Genomic DNA, 16,845 nt, shown 5'->3' on the forward strand with positions numbered 1-16,845 from the left:
GATGGACCGCCAAAACAAGGGAACGGAAATGAAGAAGCTTCTTGCAACGACCTGCCTGGCTGCAGGCCTCCTTGGCCTCGCTGGTACGGCCTCTGCCGCCGAATGCGGCGACGTGACGATCGCCAACATGAACTGGCAGAGCGCCGAGGTGCTGGCAAACGTCGACAAGATCATCCTGACGGAAGGCTACGGCTGCAACGCCGACCTGGTTGTTGGCGACACGGTGCCGACGATTACCTCGATGATCGAAAAGGGTGAGCCCGATGTCGCGCCGGAGGGCTGGGTCGATCTGCTGCCGGACGTCGTCAACCGTGGACTTGAGGAAGGCAAGCTCGTCGGCGCGGCGCTCGCGCTTTCCGATGGCGGGGTCCAGGGCTGGTGGATCCCGAAATACATCGTCGATGCCAATCCCGATATCAAGACGATCGACGACGTGCTGAAACACAAGGAACTTTTCCCGGATCCGGAAGATTCCAGCAAGGGTGCCGTGTTCAACGGCCCGCAGGGCTGGGGCGGAACGGTGGTGACGACGCAGCTCTACAAGGCCTATGGCGCTGAAGCCGCAGGCTTTACCCTTGTCGACACCGGTTCGGCCGCCGGCCTCGACGGCTCGATCGCCAAGGCCTACGAGCGCAAGCAGGGCTGGGTCGGTTACTATTGGGCGCCGACCGCGCTTCTCGGCAAATATGAGATGGTGAAGCTCGAGCACGGTGTGCCGGCAGACCCGGCAGAATGGAAGCGCTGCAACACCGTTGCCGATTGCCCGGACCCGAAAAAGAACGATTGGCCAAAGGACAAGGTGCAGACGCTGGTGACCAAGGCTTTCGCCGATCGTGCCGGCCCGGCCATGGACTACCTCAACAAGCGTGCCTGGACCAACGATACGGTCAACAAGCTGATGGCCTGGATGACCGACAACCAGGCAAGCGGCGAGGAGGGCGCCAAGCACTTCCTCCAGGAAAACCCCGATATCTGGACCAACTGGGTTTCGCCCGAGGTTGCCGAAAAGGTCAAGGCCGCGCTCTGATCGCAGGGATTGAAACAACAGGCGGCGCGCCGGTTACGCGCGCCGCCACTCGTTCGACGTCCGGCAACAGCAAAACAACAATCGCGGCCGGTGAGATGTGAAGGGGAAATGGAATGGACTGGTTTACCCAGTTTCCGCATATGGATGACGAGCGCCTGCGGGTGCTAAAGAAGGCGATCGATGAGGGCTTCCGCACCTTCACGCGCACCTACGGCGACGGTATCGAGTCCTTCTTCGAGCCGCTGCAGTTCTTCCTCATCCAGTCGGAGCGCTTCATGACGAAGACGCCCTGGCCGATCATCCTGCTCCTGGTCGCGGTGATTGCCTGGGTCGCGAGTCGTAACTGGAAGATCGTCGCCGGCTGCATCGGCACGCTGCTCATCATCGGCTATTTCGACATGTGGGACGATACGATGAAGACGATCTCGATGATCTTCGTCTGCACCGTGCTGTCGATCGCGATCGGCATTCCGATCGGCATCGTCATGTCCCGTTCGGACCGGTTCCAGAACATCGTCAACCCGATCCTCGACGTGATGCAGACCATGCCGAGTTTCGTCTATCTGATTCCCGTCGTCATGCTGCTCGGCATCGGCAAGGTTCCGGGACTGATTGCCGTGGTGATCTACGCCATCCCGCCGATGATCCGTCTGACGAATCTCGGCATTCGCCTGGTCGACAAGGACGTGCTGGAGGCAGCCGATGCCTTTGGTTCCTCCGGTTGGCAGAAGCTCAAGAACGTCCAGATGCCGCTGGCCCTGCCGACGATCATGGCCGGTATCAACCAGACGATCATGATGGCGCTCGCCATGGTGGTCATTGCCTCGATGATCGGCGTTCAGGGACTTGGCCAGCCGGTGCTGAAGGCGATTGCCAACCAGTATTTCACGCTCGGCATCTTCAACGGCCTCGCCATCGTCGGCATCGCGATCATCTTCGATCGTGTCAGCCAGGCCTACGGTCACCGCCTGCAGAAGCATCGGGAGATCATCCACGGCTGAGCCCGAGCGAGCGCTACAAGTTGAGGCCCCGGAGTGCAAAAGCGCCGGGGCCTTTGTCTTATGGGAAACGTCCTGGCTCAACTGCGGGCCGAAAGAATGCCGGTTGAAAGCGCCACGCCGGCAGCCGTGATGATCGCAGCCAGGATCTCGAACGGACCGATCTGTTCGCCGAGCAGGACGGCGCCGCCGATCATCGCCAGCACCGGGGTCAGCGCGGTAAAGGCGGCAGCCTGCGTGCCGCCGAGGCTCTTCACCGCAAAGCCATAGGCGACCATGGCGACGAGGCCGGAGAGGATGCCCTGGCTGGTGATCTGCAACGCGATCTCCCTGACCGGAACGCCGGCAAGCGTGCTTCCGAAACAGGCGACAAGCGCCAGGTGGATCAGGAAGGACCAGACGGCAATCAGGGCGCTTCCCTGCAGTGGGCTGAGCCCCGAACGTCGGAAGGCGTGGGTGTAAATCGCCCAGAGCGTCGCCGCCGCCGGAAGCAGGGCGTAGCCGATCCAGCTTGTTGGGGCCGAGACGGCAAGGCTGCGCGTCAGCAGGATGGCGACGCCGGCGACGATCGCAGTGAAGCCGATCACCCGCATCCGGTCGGGTCGCTCACTGAAGATCGTTGTGCCGATCAGCGCGGTGGCGAGCGGCATCGAACCGCCGAGAAGAATGCCGACCGAGGACGCAGGTACGGAGTGGATCGCGAAGGCTGCGACCTGGAAGAAGGCAGCGCCGGAGCCCGCGACCATCAAAGCGAGCAGCCGGATCGGCAGGTTGCGCGGCAAGAGGCCGGTTTTCAGCCACACCGGCGCAAGCACGAGCGCCGGAACGCCGTAGCGGATAAGGCCAAGGTCGATCGTGCCGAGCGCGGTGCCGGCCGTGTGGCGGGTCGTCAGGATCCAGCTCGCCCAGATGAGGACGGTGACGAAGGCGCCGGCGTAGCCGGCGGCGGCAGGCGTCGTGCTGCCGCGATCGATTGTGATCGCAACCATTTGAATTTCCTTCCTGATTTGGATATCCCAAGCTCTTGGGCCGGAAGGAAGACTACGTCTGAAAGGCCGCGCATGTCCTTGCGATTTATGGCCGTAATCGACTATCATTCGCAACAATGTGCCAAAAGTAACCTGAAAAGCTTGCGATCATGCCAAATCTTGATAAGTTCGATCTCGCCATCCTCAAGATCCTTCAGGAGGATGCGCGTGCGACGAACGTCGAGATCGCCGACAAGGTCAATCTTTCGCCGTCGCCTTGCCTGCGGCGCATCCGCAATCTGGAAAAATCCGGCATTCTGCGTGGCTATCGGGCCGATATCGATCGCAAGGAGGCCGGCCTCGGGCTCACGGTCTTCGTGGAGATTAAGGTCGGCCGCCACAGCCGCGAAAACGCTCAACTGCAGCAGGAGGCGCTGCTTGCCATTCCCGAGGTGGTGTCGTGCTTCCTGATCTCGGGCAATGCCGACTTCCTCGCCGAGGTCGTCGTCGAGGATCTCGCGGCTTACGAGAAGCTGCTGACCGAGACTTTGCTGGCCTTGCCGGGCGTGACCGACATACGCTCGAACTTCGCGATCCGGTCGATCAAGACGGGCGGGCCGCTCAAATTACCTGAGCCCCGGTGAACGGCGATTCTCTGCGGATCTCCGGGGCGGATCGGCACGCGCTCGATTCCCGTTAAGTTTCGGTAAGGTTCTGGAATTGACCGCAATCGCGATTATCTGATCGCGGTAAGCAGCATTGCCGCGGCAACGGAGCCAGTGACCCATTCATGAAAATCAAGGCGATCTTCAATCGTGATGGCGGAACCTTCCGCACGACGGATATGGCGGCCTATGGCCGGAAGGTCGAGGAAGTCTTTCACGAGGCGGGGCACCAGGTCGAGATCGCAGCGGTTTCCGGAAGCGAGATGCGCGAGACCCTGGAGCGCACGTGCCGCCGCGACGATCTCGATGCGATCCTCGCCGGCGGTGGCGACGGCACGATTTCCGCGGCCGCCGCGGTCGCGTGGAAGAACAGCATGCCGCTTGGGGTCGTTCCCGCCGGGACGATGAACCTCTTTGCACGCACGCTGAAGCTGCCGCTCGACATCTGGAAGGTGCCGGAGGTGCTGGCAAACGGCGTGATCATCGACGGTGACATCGGCAGTGCGAATGGTCGGGCCTTCGTGCACCAGTTTTCCATGGGCCTCCATGCCCGCATGGTGCGCTATCGCGAGTCCTTCAGCTTTCGTTCGAGGGCAGGAAAAATCGCCGCAAGCACCCGCGCGGCGGTCGGCGTTATTCTCAATCCCCCTGATTTCGAGATCGAGTTCGATGTCGACGGCCACAAGGAGAGCCGTCATGTCTCGGCGGTCTCAGTCTCGAACAACCCATTCGGCCGCTATAGTCTGCTGTATGCCGACGACATCACGGCCGGCCACCTTGGCTTCTACACGGCGCCGCCCTTGAGCCCGCCGGGCGTGGCCAAGCTCGCTTTCGATGTCATACGCGGCAAATTTCGCGACAGCCCGCTGATCACCGCCATGAGCGGTTATGCCCTCGACCTGCATTTTCCGAAGGTGGAGCGCAAGATCAATTGCGTCATTGACGGTGAACTTCTGCCGATGGGCCGTGACGTCGCGCTCCGCATTCACCCCGGTGAACTCAAGCTGCTCGTTGGCGCCGATCGCGACGGATCGGCGATCCAGAAGTAGCCGAAGCCATAGCGATCCGGCAGTTTGCCATGGAGATAGGGCAGGGCGAGTTGCTGCGGCTTCATTGCCGCCTCCGGTACGCCGAGCGACCTCAGGAAGTCGAGGAGCCCTTCAGGTGGCGGAGCATCGAGCTTGCCGTTATCGCTCCAGACCACGAGAAGCGGCCCGGCCAGATGCTCGATCGGGGGGCTGCTGCTGTTGCCGGGGACGAAAACCTTAGCGCCATGCAGGCGCGTGCGCACATTACCGCCAAGCAGCTTGTCCGCGGCGATGACCATCGCCGGCTCGCCTCCCTGCTGCCGAGCGACGGTTTCGACAAGGGTACTATAGGGAATGCTCAGCCTCGACAATTTGCCGAACCAGGGGCGAACGACCGCGCGCGCCGAGACGATTACCAATGTGGTGACGATGATGAAGGCGACGAGCAGCAGGAAGGGGCGGACGCTGCGTGCGGTGTCGACGTCGGAAGCCTCCACCTTGAGAGCAAGGTAAAGCGGCAGCAGGACGAGAAAGAGAACCAGCCACTTCTCGCGCATGTGGGTGGCGCCGACGGCCAGCATGATCAACAGCACGGCGCCGAGGCAGAACAGCAGCATGCGCCCGATGACCCGCGTCCAGGGGTTCCCGGCGCGCCAGATGGCCGGCAGGTCCTTGCGGAACACCACAGCGAAGACGACCAAGGGAATGGCGGCGCCGCGAAGCGTGGCGGCAACCAGCGCAACAATTCCCTTGAGCGCCTTGCTCAGGTAGCTGGTTTGCTGGACCGTTCCCATTTCATTCAGGGTATTTCGCGAGGCGGCGCCGAGATTATCCAGGATCCAGTAGCCGTGCGGCAGCGCAATCAGCGCGCAGACGGCGACCGCAACCAGGATGCGCCAGTCGAAGAGCCGGGCGCGAAACTTCGGCTCCGGCAGAATCGCAAGGACCGCGGCGGCTGGGACGAGCGCGAAGTTGTACTTCGAGATGACGCCGATGCCGACGGCAGCGCCGGTCAGGACGTAGGCAAAGAGGCTCGGCCGCGTCATCGTCCGGATGAAACCGTAGAGGAACAGCGATACGGCAAACAGCGCTGCGACCGTATGCGAAAGGTCGCGCTGTGCGAGCAGGAAAATCGGCGGAAAGGTCAGGACGCCGACCGTGGCGATGGCGGTCAGGCGCCGGTCGTTGAGGATCTCGCGCGCCGCCAGGCCGTAGACGAGACAGCAAAGAAACAGGAGCCCGTTCTTGAGCACCGTCATCGTCGCAAGCGATGGCCCGAAAACCGAGGTGAGCCCGAATTGCAGCCAGTTGTAGAAGGGGGGCTGTGAACCATAGCCGAGCATCAGGAACTGCGAGACGAAGGCTTGTTCCGACTCGTCGATTTCAAGCGATGTGGAAATGGCGAGGCGCAAGCCGATACAGAACAGGAAGTAACCGGCGATCAGCGCAATGACGAAGTTTGGCCGACGGTTGACGACGTCAAGCATCGGCCGGGTCCCGGACGAACACCTGCCGCACGATGTAGTTGGTAGTACCGTCGTCGCGGAAATAGGTTCGCGCCATCATTTCAGCGAGAATGCCTGTCGTGATCAGCTGAACGGACGAGAGGAACAGCATGACGCCGACGATCAGCATCGGTCGCGTTCCGATATCGTTGCCGAGGATGAACTTGTCGAAGCCGAGATAGATCAGGATCAGCGCGCTGAGCGCCCCTGTCGCAAGCCCGATCGAGCCGAAGAAGTGCCCCGGGCGCGCCTTGTATCGCATGAAGAAGAGCACCGACAGCAGATCGAGAATCACCCGGAAGGTTCTGGAAAGCCCATACTTCGACTGGCCATGCTGCCGTGCGTGGTGGGTGACAGGCATCTCGCCGATGCGGCTGCTCGGCACCACGCCGGCGACCCAGGCGGGAATGAAGCGGTGCATTTCCCCCATCAGCTTCACCTGCTTGATGACGGAGGTCCGGTAGACCTTCAGGCTGCAGCCATAGTCATGCAGCCTGACGCCGGTGATCTTGCCGATCAGGCGGTTGGCGCACCAGGATGGGATCTTCCGGAGCAAGAGGCCATCCTGCCGGTTCTTTCGCCAACCGACGAGCAGATCGAGCTCGCGCTCCTCGATTGCCTTGACCATTTCTGGGATATCGGCCGGATCGTTTTGAAGGTCGCCGTCGAGCGTGGCGATCAGCCGCCCGGCAGCAGAGTCGATCCCAGCCTGCATAGCCGCCGTCTGCCCGAAGTTCTTCTGCAATTCGACGATCTTGAGGTCGAGGTTAGGATCGGAAAGGGCCTTTCTTGCATTTGCAAGCGTTCGGTCGGTGCTGCCGTCGTCAACGAGGATCAGTTCCCAAGGAGACGGGAACGTCGCCAGCGCCTCGCGGACCCGTGTAATCAAAGGCTGGATGCTGTCCTCCTCGTTGAACACGGGAATGACGACGGAAAGTTCGATGGAGTACATGGGAACAGCTCGTGCATGCGGCGCCTGCATTTGCCGCAAGATTGGGATTGCGCTTACATAATCGTTTTCTTGCACAGTTATCAGTGATAACCAACGTTCATTCTTGCGTTTCAACACGGGAAATCGAGATCTGATGACTTCGGATTGCCAGTCCGACGGGCGATCCTGGCTCGCCCGCAACCGGATGACATTGCTGTCGGCAGGCGCCATTGCGGCCTACGCGGCCTTCGTCGAATGGTTCTGGGGATGGGCGGCGCTGCTGAGGCAATGGTCCGAGATCGGTTTCGGTTCTGCCGCGTCAGCCCTGGCCCTGCTCGTCGCGACATACTTCATCCGCTGCTACCGCATCTACGACTATTTCCCGAACGAAACGGCGGGCCGCTTCCTACAGCTGCTTCGCGTCACCCAGGTTCACAACCTGCTGAACATCATGCTGCCGTTTCGCGCCGGCGAGACGAGCTTTCCGCTCCTGATGCGCTCGGAGTTTTCCGTGCCGCTTGCACGCGGCACGTCGGCGCTCCTGGTTATGCGCCTGCTCGACCTGCACGCCCTTCTCGTCGTTGCCGCCGTTGGCCTCGTCCTCGACCGTGGGTCAGCCGCCCTGTGGATCGCGTGGTTGGCTGCGTTCGTCTCGCCGCTTCTCCTTTTTCTTCTGAAGGATCAAGTGATTGCGCTGGCGCGCCGGCTGTTGCCGACAAAGCTCGATGCAATCGTCGACGAATTGGAGGCGGGTGTCCCCGCCAACATCGTTGCGTTCCTGCGCGCCTGGGGCATGACCATCCTCAACTGGGCGGTCAAGGTTATCGTTCTTGCCTGGGTGCTGGCCTTCATGGGCGTCGCGCCGTTGGCCGCCTGTTTCGGCGGTGCGCTCGGGGGCGAGCTCTCCTCGGTGCTGCCGATGCATGCGCCCGCGGGTGTCGGAACCTATCCGGCGGCGATCGCGGCCGGTGCGGTATCCTTCGGCGCGGCCGCCGATCGCGCCGGACTGGAGCAACTGGCGGCCGCCGGCGTCAACGCACATCTTTTGATCATCGTGTCCGCGGTGGCGGGCACGATCTTGTCGATGGCGTTGGGGAGAAAACGCTGAGCAATCCCGGGGAAGTTTGACTTGAGCTTCCCGCCGGGACTGCGAGGGTTCCAATGATTACTGGAACGAGGTTTCGTAGAAGCTTCTGAGCTTGCGGGAATGCAGCTTCTCCGGCGGCATGGACGCAAGCTTCTGCAGCGCGAGGATGCCGATCTTCAGGTGCTGGCTGACCTGCGTCTTGTAGAAGGCGGTTGCCATGCCCGGCAGTTTCAGTTCGCCATGCAACGGCTTGTCCGACACGCAAAGCAACGTTCCGTAGGGCACGCGGAAGCGGAAGCCGTTGGCGGCGATCGTCGCCGATTCCATGTCGAGCGCAATGGCGCGCGCCTGCGACAGGCGCTTGACCGGGCCGCGCTGGTCGCGAAGTTCCCAGTTGCGGTTGTCGATGGTCGCGACGGTTCCGGTGCGCATGATCTGCTTGAGATCGTAGTCGCGGTAGCCGGTGACCTCGGCAACGGCATCCTGTAGCGCCACCTGGACTTCGGCGAGCGCAGGCAGGGGGATCCACACCGGCAGGTCGTCGTCGAGCACGTGGTCCTCGCGCATATAGGCGTGCGCAAGCACATAGTCGCCAAGGCGCTGGCTGTTGCGAAGGCCGGCGCAGTGGCCGAGCATCAGCCAGACATGCGGCCGCAGCACCGCGATGTGGTCGGTGATCGTCTTGGCATTGGACGGGCCGACGCCGATATTGACCATGGTGATGCCGCCGTGCCCCTTCTTCTTCAGGTGATAGGCAGGCATCTGCGGCAGCCGGGCGAGCGGATAATCGGTCTCCGGCCTGTCGGAGCCGGCCGGCGTGATGATGTTGCCGGGCTCGACGAAGGCCGTGTAGCCGTTGCCGCCTTCGGCCATCTGCTGGCGGGCCCAGGCGCAGAACTCGTCGACGTAGAACTGATAGTTCGTGAAGAGGACGAAATTCTGGAAGTGCGTGGCGCTCGTCGCGGTGTAATGGCTGAGCCGCGCCAGCGAATAATCGATGCGCTGGGCCGTAAAAGGCGCGAGCGGCGAGGGTTCTCCAGGACCCGGCTCGTAGGAACCGTTGGCGATCTCGTCGTCGGTGGTCGTCAGGTCGGGTGCATCGAACAGATCGCGCAGCGGAATGTCGATGGTGTTTGCGGCCGACGCCTCCACATAGGCGCCCTCGCCAAAGGCGAAGTGCAGGGGGATCGGGGTCGCCGATTCCGAGACGGTGATGCCGAGGCCGTGGTTGCGGATCAGATGCCCGAGCTGTTCCTTCAGATAGTGCCGGAAGAGCTTTGGCCGGGTGATCGTGGTCGTGTAGACGCCCGGGGCGCTGACATAGCCAAAGGACAGACGGGAATCGACGTGGCCGAAGCTGCTCGTCTCGATGCTGACCTGAGGGTAGCAGGCGCGATAGCGCGTCAGGGGCTTGTCGGTTTTCCCCAGACCCTCGAAAGCTTCGCAGAGGAACCGCGTATTACGCTCGTAAAGCGCCTCGAGGCAATCGACGGCAGCGGCGGGATCGTCGAAGTACTGCGGCTCGAAAGGCTGAGGCGTTGCGACGGAAAGGACGGAGTGTGAAGAGATTCGCTTGTTCATGTCGCATTATAGGCTGCGACTTCTGACAAGCAAACGACAAGATATCGGTGCACACAACTGTGTCGCGATAGGCGTGTCGATGGGCTCAACGCGGGCTGGCAAGACGCCGCCATAGGCGGCATAGGCCCGCCCAGCCGCCGGACTGTCGATCAGGGTGAGAAGTCAGGCAAAAGTTGTGGCGAATCTCACGGCATCTTTCCTTATCCAAAGGAAACATGCAGCTATTCAAAGTGCTGCGACCTTGGCGCCTTGAAAGACGCGTGGCGCCGGCGGAGTAAGAGGACAGGAAAGCGACGCCGAGCGCAAGCCGGAAAGAACAAAGGGGCGCGAGGCCCCCTTTTCATGCGATTCCGTCTGGCTGTCCCGCCTCAGGTCATGGACTGGCGCTGCAGGGTCACGAAGAGGACGAGGCCGGCGCCCTGCTTGCCGATGCCGGCGCCGTTGGCCTTGGAGTAGGCAAGCGCCCCGACCGGTGCCATCAACAGGCCGGCCAGTGCAAGAACGCGCAGCGAGAGAAACACGGATGTCGAAAGAGCGGCCAGCATGTTCGTCTCTCCATCAGATCACGAGGTGATCGGTTTCACTTGGCGTCGGAGCAGGGCGCAGCCCGTCTCGTCCGGGGTTAGAGTTTGGCCTGGCAGTATTGCGCCGTGTGTGCGGTGCAATCCGTCAGCGAACCGAGGTAGGTATTGCTGCGGCGACGTTCGGTGTCCGCGCTGACGGCAGCGGCGAGAGTTACAGCGAAAACGACCATCAGAAGGCTGATGATGGTGAGGCGCCGAGCAAGGATATCCATGGTTCTGTCCGTTGTTTGGAGGCAGGTTCAAATCGATTGAGTGTGTTTTCGCACACCCAAACTGAATTGATGCTGAGATGTCCGTTCATCTGGCGTTCATCTTCGGTTGCATTTGGGCCGCTGTCGCGCGCGCCGGGAAATGCCGAGCCTGGCGGAACAGAACGGCCAAGCCGATGGACAGCACATGCAAAAGGGCGGCCGGTGGCCGCCCTTCCGAATTGCTAATTTTCCTGGCCGCCTCAACGAGCGCCTAAAGGCGCGTCCACGTCTGCGACTTGCAGAGCACTTTCAGGACGCAGCCCTTCATCTTCAGCGAATTGCCGTTGACGGAGCCCGAACCGCTATAGGTCTTGTCGGTGTCCGGATCGGTAATTTCGCCCGAATAGCTGCCGTCGGTGCCGGACAGGTTGCCGATACGCTTGCCGGCATGCTTGCCGGTCTTCAGCGTCACGCAGAACGCACCGCCACAGGGGGCGATCTCTGCAGTTGCTCCGCTTGCGGTCTTCCAGTTGCCGACGATCGATTCTGCCGCTGCCGCCGTCCCGGCAATGCCAAGGGCGAACGTCGCGGTCATGAGCAAGGTTCTTATCATTCCAGTCCTCCAGATCGAGGCTGCCGGCGTGGTCCGCTCCGCCGGTAGCTCTTGAGATGTCCTCGTGTGCAAAGGCAGGCTCCTCACCGCCGCGCGCACGATAGCTTACGCGCACGTAAAGGTAAACAAGCCCAATGACGGCTTTCGGTGCTTTTCTTGGCCGTTGCAAGCAGGTCGAAGCTACGAATTCCTGGCGGTTCCGCCGCCGTCGATCTTTTCGTGGTTAGCGTTTGGTTGAAATCGGCAGTTGAATTTTTCGTAAATTTTGAGGCGAATGCGCCGGATTCCCGGCCTTCCGATGTTTAACAAAAACTCAAGTTTACCAAGCGTTTGAACTTTGTTTGTCGCAAATTAAGCATGCATTTTAAGCGCGCATTGAAAGCCCTGCTGCATATTGGAGCCATAAGACGAGCGGACAAAAACGCTCCGACAAACCGCCGAAGACGACGCCGCAAAAAGACGGTGCGCTCCGGAAAGGCCCACCAAGAGGCAAGGTCGAACAGGGACCAAAACAAGTGCTGATCTGGAGCATGGCCCGCTCCAAACGGGCGGGCCGCTTCGGAAAAACCAACCAGGCAAGACAGGGACAAGACAATGGCACGCTTTGATATGCAGATTGCTTCGGATGCCGCGATGGGTGGTGACAACCAGGCGGAAATCTTCTGTGAAATGGGTCTGGCCTATGCGACCGGCCACGGACGCCCGGTCGATCTCGTCGCCGCCCACAAGTGGCTGAACATCGCCGCGATCAAGGGCTGCGACCGCGCCGTCGACCTGCGCGCCGATCTGGCGATGACGATGAGCAAGGTAGATCTCGCCGCAGCCCTTCGCGCCGCTCGCGAATGGATGACGGTTCATTGAGCCGATGCGGCGGCACTCAGCGTGAGCGCCGCCCGACAGCAGGAATCTGAAAGCACGATCAGGCGAGCTTTTTCAGAACCTCGGGCAGGGCGGCCGCAAACAGGGCCATCTCCGCTTCCGGTCCGGTGCTGACACGGATGCAGCGGTTGAGGGGCGCCACGCCCGGCATCCGGATGAAGATGCCATGGTCGTTCATCAGTGCATCGACGATCGCGCGGGCATGGACGGCATCCCGGCCGCAGTCGATCGCCACGAAATTGGTGGCGGAGGCGAGCGGGGTTAGGCCGTTGTCTGCGGCAATGGCCGCAATGCGCTGGCGTGCCGCTGCGATCTTCGCAATTACCTCCTTTAGATAGTTCTGGTCCGCGAGCGCGGCCATCGCTGCCGCGACACCGATCCGGTTCATGCCGAAATGGTTGCGGATCGTGTCGAAGGCCTGCGCCGTGCCCGGCGTGCTGATGACATAGCCGACGCGCGACCCTGCAAGTCCGTAGGCTTTCGAGAAGGTGCGCGTGCGCACGACGTTCGGGCGATCGATCAAGGCATCGATGGTCGGCAGGGACTCGGCCGGCGCCGTCTCGCAATAGGCTTCATCCAGGATAAGGAGCGTTGTTTCCGGCAAGGCCCGGGCGAAGTCGACGATGCGCTCGGCCGACCACCAGCTTCCCATCGGATTGTCGGGATTGGCGAAATAGACGAGCGGCGCATTTTCCCGCTTCACCGCCGCAAGCAAAGCTTCGAGGTCTTCTCGGTCTTCTGCATAGGGTACGGTAACCAGCCGACCGCCATGGCCGACGACGTGATAGTTGAAGGTGGGATAGGCGCCGAGCGATGTGACGACCGGCATGCCGGGCTCGATCACCATGCGGACGATCTGCCCGAGCAATCCGTCGATGCCTTCACCGATCGCGATATTGGCCGGCGTGGTGCCGAGATGGGCAGAGATTGCCTGTCTCAGGTCGTGGTTTTCCGGGTCGGCATATTTCCACGTTCCGCCGGCCGCTTCATTGATTGCCGCCAAGACACTCGGGGCCGGACCGAACCCGCTTTCGTTGGCGCCGATGCGCGCGGCGATGGCTCGGCCACGTTGCCGTTCGATTGCCTCCGGGCCGACGAACGGAATTGTGGACGGAAGGGATTGGATGAGCGGCGTGAAGCGAGAAAAAGCGGACATGCTGGAGAATGGGCCCCGTTCGAAGAAAGTCCGGGGAACTTAGCGCAAGCTGCCGCAATTCGGAATCGCCCTGACGAGAAAAGCTGCCGGAATTCCGCTGTTCATCGCGGTACGCGGCCGCAGCCCTGCAATCAGCGTGATTTGGCCGCCTTGCCGTTTTGTCCGGTAAAGAAATCCTGCCGGATGATCTCGCGCAGCAAGGTCTGTTCGATCGGCTTTATGAACTGGACACCGATGCGCTCGCCGTTGCGATAGACCTCGGCGCAGCCGATCCTGAGCGGCGTGCCGATGATGTGCAGATAATAATGTTGCGACAGCCCGATGGTGGTATCGACCGCAAAGCTGGCTCCGCCGCGCGATATGTCGATCATTCGGCATGGCCGGACCGAGACGCCGCCGAGTCCCGGCCGTACCGACGTCACCGTCCCCGCGTGTGCGACGGAGAAGCGTTCGTAGCGTCGCTCGTAGAATGGCGAAGGGACGCAGGAATACATTGTCTGGTGCAACATGCGCTATTCTCCGCCAGAGCCGGATTGCGCATGCGATCGTCTCCCGAACGCATTCGGCAATCCAGGACAATTCATTTGCCCCACATCGCAGTGGCCCAACTCCACCAATGATAGAATCACTTTCGCAGGAGAAACTTGCAATCCCCTGAAATCGATCACTAAAAATCTAATGTCGCGCGTTTTGCGTTGAGAATCAGAGGCTGCCGCTGGAGAACTGGATTCGAATGAGGCGTCTCAAGAAATCCGGCGACAGCAGCATGTTGAAGCGCACGCCGAGTTCGGTGCCTTCTCGATGAACCTGCGAACAGCCGATTTCCTCCTTGAAACCTTCGATTTCCAGAAAGAAATGTTTCGGCAGCGGGATCGCAGCATTGAAGTCGAGCATCGCGCCGGCAATCGAGATGTGGCGCAGCAGGCATTGATACTTGGTCTTCACTTTCAGCTGTTGACCAATGACGAGGATACGGCAGGGCCGCTCGATGAAATAGTGCTGATGCGTCGTTGCAAGCTGGCCGGGCTTTCCTTCCGCGACATGCATCTTCATGGACATGGCAAGCTCCGAGACCGACAGCCCTTCGTAACCCTCGCAGCATCGTCATCGATGGAATCGACGGCTGTGCCGCTATCATGTCTCAGCTAAGTGCATCGACTTGCTTCGACCTTGCGCTCTGCGCACGCGTATCACGGAGTAAATTATGACGCCTGCGTACATTGAAAGCCCCCATCTCATACGTAATACTTTCGCCAGGCATGATCGGAGCGCCCGATGTGGTGATTCCGAGGGGCAGATGGGCGAGGGCATCGTCGGTCGTTCAAGCCGGGCAAGGCGAAGAACGATGGTCGGTGCCGGAGGGAATGGCATGTTCACGGGGCATTCGCGGCATTGGCTGCCGCTCTCTATTCTTTGTATCGCGTTGTTTGTGCCGATGGCGGATGCATGGGCCGCCAAGCGCGTCGCGCTGTTGATCGGCAACGAGAAATATGAAGCGACGTCGCCGCTCAACAACCCCGCCAATGACGTGGAACTGATGAAGGCCTCCTTCGAGGACGCCGGTTTCGATTCGGTCACGACGGTGCACGACGTCGGTCGCCAGGACATGGTCAAGGCGCTGCGCGAGTTCGAGGATCTGGCGACCGGCGCCGAGGTGGCGATCGTCTACTATTCCGGTCACGGCATGGAGATGAACGGCGCGAATTTTCTGCTTCCCGTCGACGTGCGACTGAAAACGGACAAGGACGTCGAAGACGAGGCGATCGGCCTCGACCGGGTTCAGCGTTCACTCGAAGGCGCGACCAAGCTCAAGCTCGTCATCCTCGACGCGTGCCGCAACAATCCCTTTGAACAAAGCATGACGCGCTCGATCTCGACCAGGGCGGTCTCGCGGGGCCTTGCGCGCGTCGAACCGGAATCGGCCGACCTGCTCGTCGCCTTTGCCTCCAAGGCCGGCACGGTCGCACTCGACGGGGAGGGCAAGAACAGCCCCTTTGCCACGGCACTCGCCAAATACCTGACCGAGCCGGGCGTCGACGTTCGCATTGCGCTTGGCAAGGTGCGGGACGAAGTGGTGTCGGTCACCAATCGCGGCCAGGAGCCGTTCGTCTATGGGTCGCTCGGTGGGGCGCAGATCTTCCTCAATATCAAAGAGGTGAACATCAACATCACCAACAATGGCGGCCAACTCTCGCCAAACAGCCAATCGGAAGCAGCCGCCGACTGGCAGAATATTCGCGACCTCGCCGACAAGGATCTGATCGCGGCGTTCCTGGCGAAGCACGGGTCGGATCCCGTGTACAGGATGCTCGCCGAAAAGAAGCTGAAACGCCTGACCGAGGCCGAGCAGACGTCGAGTGTCTCACCCGACGAGATTGCCTGGGAGGCGCTGAAGCAGTCGACCGATGCCGCGGCGTTGACGCGCTTTATCGAGCGCTATCCGGATAGCAGGCACAAGGCCGAGGCCGAGCAGCAGATCGCGGCGCTGGAACCGCAAAAGGGTCTCAACGTCTCGCCGACCGGCAAGGACACGCAGGCCTCGCGCGATTGCTACCTGCTCGCAGGCGAGCCGCAATCGATGCCGGGCTTCCTCGGGGTCAACTTCCTGAAGCTCGATTCCGAGCGGGCTTTGACCGCCTGCGCCCAGGCCGTCAACGAGAATCCGGACGATATGATGCTCGTCAACATGCTGGGTCGGGCGCAGGATGCCGGCCGCAATTATGTTGACGCGCGGCGCAACTACCGGAAGGCCGCCGACGGCGGCAATTTGTATGCGCTGACGAATCTCGCTTGGTTTTCAGTCTATGGGACCGATGGTCCGGTCGACGTCGACCAGGGCAAGCGCATGTTCGAGCAGGCAGCCATGGGCGGCAACGCCTACGGCCAGGCGTCCCTCGGCTGGCTCTACCGTGAGGGCTATGGCGGCATCACACAGGACTTTGCCGAAGCAGCCAGATGGTATGACCTGGCGGCCAACCAGGGTTATGCCAACGCGATGGCGACGATGGGGTGGTTCTACCGGGAAGGGCTTGGCCTTCCGAAGGACCTGGCGCAATCGCTGTCCTGGTACAAGAAGGCGGCCGAGAGCGGTGACACCAATGCGATGTCCTCGCTCGGCTGGGCCTATCAAAACGGGTTGGGAACTGAGCAGAACTACAGCGAAGCGAAGGTCTGGTATGAGAAGGCGGCCAATATGGGCGATTCCTATTCCATGGCATTGCTCGGCTGGTTCTATGACATCGGCAACGGTGTCTCGCAGGACTATGTGCAGGCACGCACCTGGTATGAGATGGCAGCGAATGCCGGCAGCGCCTACGCCATGGGCAACTTGAGCCGACTTTATGATTACGGCCTCGGCACCAAAGCGGATGCGAAAGAGGCGGTTCGCTGGGCGGCGGCGAGCATCGAGGGTGGCGATCCGGCCAAGCTTGAAGAATTGCGGACGCAGCCCAACAATTTCACGCCGGACTTCCGCAAGGAAATGCAGGTGCTGCTTAGGGATCGCGGTTATTACGGCGGCCCGATTGACGGCGACTTCGGTGCCGCCACGCAACAGGCGATCGAGCGTCTCGCAGGCAAGTCTTGAGACATAAGAGATAAAGGCGCCTCATTGCGAACGAGAATCAGACGTC

17 protein-coding genes are annotated in these 16,845 nt (G+C 61.3%); 7 read left to right on the plus strand and 10 right to left on the minus strand.

Annotated features, from left to right (window positions below; translation table 11 throughout):
* Positions 1-28 precede the first annotated feature (28 nt).
* The gene (locus tag BHMPCIPO_RS06370) at positions 29-1,027 is read left to right on the plus strand and encodes an ABC transporter substrate-binding protein (protein WP_173515976.1); all 999 of its coding nucleotides are present in this window, start codon (positions 29-31) and stop codon (positions 1,025-1,027) included.
* 113 nt (positions 1,028-1,140) lie between these two features.
* Positions 1,141-2,028, plus strand: a complete 888-nt coding sequence (locus BHMPCIPO_RS06375) for an ABC transporter permease (RefSeq protein ID WP_173515977.1) — start codon at positions 1,141-1,143, stop codon at positions 2,026-2,028.
* A 77-nt stretch (positions 2,029-2,105) separates the two neighbouring features.
* On the opposite strand, the gene BHMPCIPO_RS06380 is transcribed toward BHMPCIPO_RS06375, so the two are convergent.
* Complete coding sequence (locus BHMPCIPO_RS06380; protein ID WP_173515978.1) at positions 2,106-3,014, minus strand: DMT family transporter; 909 nt, start codon at positions 3,012-3,014, stop codon at positions 2,106-2,108.
* Between the two features lie 149 nt (positions 3,015-3,163).
* On the opposite strand from BHMPCIPO_RS06380, the gene BHMPCIPO_RS06385 reads away from it, so the two are divergent.
* Positions 3,164-3,637: an Lrp/AsnC family transcriptional regulator gene (locus BHMPCIPO_RS06385; RefSeq protein ID WP_173515979.1), complete on the plus strand. Its 474-nt coding sequence runs from the start codon at positions 3,164-3,166 to the stop codon at positions 3,635-3,637.
* A gap of 146 nt (positions 3,638-3,783) precedes the next feature.
* Positions 3,784-4,707 (plus strand): diacylglycerol/lipid kinase family protein, encoded by a 924-nt coding sequence (locus tag BHMPCIPO_RS06390; RefSeq protein ID WP_173515980.1) that lies wholly within the window; start codon positions 3,784-3,786, stop codon positions 4,705-4,707.
* Here BHMPCIPO_RS06390 and BHMPCIPO_RS06395 read toward each other — a convergent pair.
* Together BHMPCIPO_RS06395 and BHMPCIPO_RS06400 are read right to left on the minus strand one after the other, a co-directional pair.
* Positions 4,644-6,173, minus strand: coding sequence for an ArnT family glycosyltransferase (locus BHMPCIPO_RS06395; RefSeq protein ID WP_173515981.1), 1,530 nt, complete (start codon positions 6,171-6,173; stop codon positions 4,644-4,646). The genes BHMPCIPO_RS06390 and BHMPCIPO_RS06395 overlap by 64 nt on opposite strands.
* Positions 6,166-7,173, minus strand: coding sequence for a glycosyltransferase family 2 protein (locus BHMPCIPO_RS06400; RefSeq protein ID WP_173518104.1), 1,008 nt, complete (start codon positions 7,171-7,173; stop codon positions 6,166-6,168). The genes BHMPCIPO_RS06395 and BHMPCIPO_RS06400 overlap by 8 nt, the downstream gene beginning before the upstream one ends.
* A 103-nt stretch (positions 7,174-7,276) precedes the next feature.
* Here BHMPCIPO_RS06400 and BHMPCIPO_RS06405 point away from each other — a divergent pair, with 103 nt between their 5' ends.
* Entirely contained in the window at positions 7,277-8,230 is a 954-nt protein-coding gene (locus tag BHMPCIPO_RS06405; RefSeq protein WP_173515982.1) for a lysylphosphatidylglycerol synthase domain-containing protein, read from the plus strand.
* A 57-nt stretch (positions 8,231-8,287) separates the two neighbouring features.
* Here the strand turns inward: BHMPCIPO_RS06405 and BHMPCIPO_RS06410 are convergent, their stop codons facing one another.
* The 4 genes from BHMPCIPO_RS06410 to BHMPCIPO_RS06425 all read right to left on the minus strand — a co-directional run bounded on the left by BHMPCIPO_RS06410 (position 8,288) and on the right by BHMPCIPO_RS06425 (position 11,178).
* On the minus strand, positions 8,288-9,790 hold the full coding sequence (locus BHMPCIPO_RS06410) for an AMP nucleosidase (protein WP_173515983.1): 1,503 nt from the start codon (positions 9,788-9,790) through the stop codon (positions 8,288-8,290).
* A gap of 368 nt (positions 9,791-10,158) precedes the next feature.
* Complete coding sequence (locus BHMPCIPO_RS06415; RefSeq protein WP_173514876.1) at positions 10,159-10,335, minus strand: hypothetical protein; 177 nt, start codon at positions 10,333-10,335, stop codon at positions 10,159-10,161.
* Between the two features lie 77 nt (positions 10,336-10,412).
* Positions 10,413-10,586 carry a hypothetical protein gene (locus tag BHMPCIPO_RS06420; RefSeq protein ID WP_034804185.1) on the minus strand — a complete coding sequence of 58 codons (174 nt, stop codon included), beginning with the start codon at positions 10,584-10,586 and terminating at the stop codon, positions 10,413-10,415.
* Positions 10,587-10,836: 250 nt separating this feature from the next.
* Positions 10,837-11,178: a DUF2147 domain-containing protein gene (locus BHMPCIPO_RS06425; protein ID WP_173515984.1), complete on the minus strand. Its 342-nt coding sequence runs from the start codon at positions 11,176-11,178 to the stop codon at positions 10,837-10,839.
* Between the two features lie 594 nt (positions 11,179-11,772).
* Between BHMPCIPO_RS06425 and BHMPCIPO_RS06430 the strand changes: the two genes are divergently transcribed.
* Entirely contained in the window at positions 11,773-12,039 is a 267-nt protein-coding gene (locus tag BHMPCIPO_RS06430) for a sel1 repeat family protein (RefSeq protein WP_173515985.1), read from the plus strand.
* Positions 12,040-12,097: 58 nt separating this feature from the next.
* Here BHMPCIPO_RS06430 and BHMPCIPO_RS06435 read toward each other — a convergent pair whose 3' ends face one another.
* From BHMPCIPO_RS06435 to BHMPCIPO_RS06445, 3 genes are all read right to left on the minus strand, one after another.
* Complete coding sequence (locus tag BHMPCIPO_RS06435; RefSeq protein ID WP_173515986.1) at positions 12,098-13,213, minus strand: pyridoxal phosphate-dependent aminotransferase; 1,116 nt, start codon at positions 13,211-13,213, stop codon at positions 12,098-12,100.
* Between the two features lie 131 nt (positions 13,214-13,344).
* The gene (locus tag BHMPCIPO_RS06440) at positions 13,345-13,722 is read right to left on the minus strand and encodes a PilZ domain-containing protein (protein WP_173515987.1); all 378 of its coding nucleotides are present in this window, start codon (positions 13,720-13,722) and stop codon (positions 13,345-13,347) included.
* A 193-nt stretch (positions 13,723-13,915) separates the two neighbouring features.
* The gene (locus BHMPCIPO_RS06445; RefSeq protein WP_173515988.1) at positions 13,916-14,272 is read right to left on the minus strand and encodes a hypothetical protein; all 357 of its coding nucleotides are present in this window, start codon (positions 14,270-14,272) and stop codon (positions 13,916-13,918) included.
* Between the two features lie 310 nt (positions 14,273-14,582).
* On the opposite strand from BHMPCIPO_RS06445, the gene BHMPCIPO_RS06450 reads away from it, so the two are divergent.
* Complete coding sequence (locus tag BHMPCIPO_RS06450; RefSeq protein WP_173515989.1) at positions 14,583-16,799, plus strand: caspase family protein; 2,217 nt, start codon at positions 14,583-14,585, stop codon at positions 16,797-16,799.
* Positions 16,800-16,845: the final 46 nt, after the last annotated feature.

Source organism: Ensifer sesbaniae (assembly GCF_013283665.1).
Lineage (GTDB): Bacteria > Pseudomonadota > Alphaproteobacteria > Rhizobiales > Rhizobiaceae > Ensifer > Ensifer sesbaniae.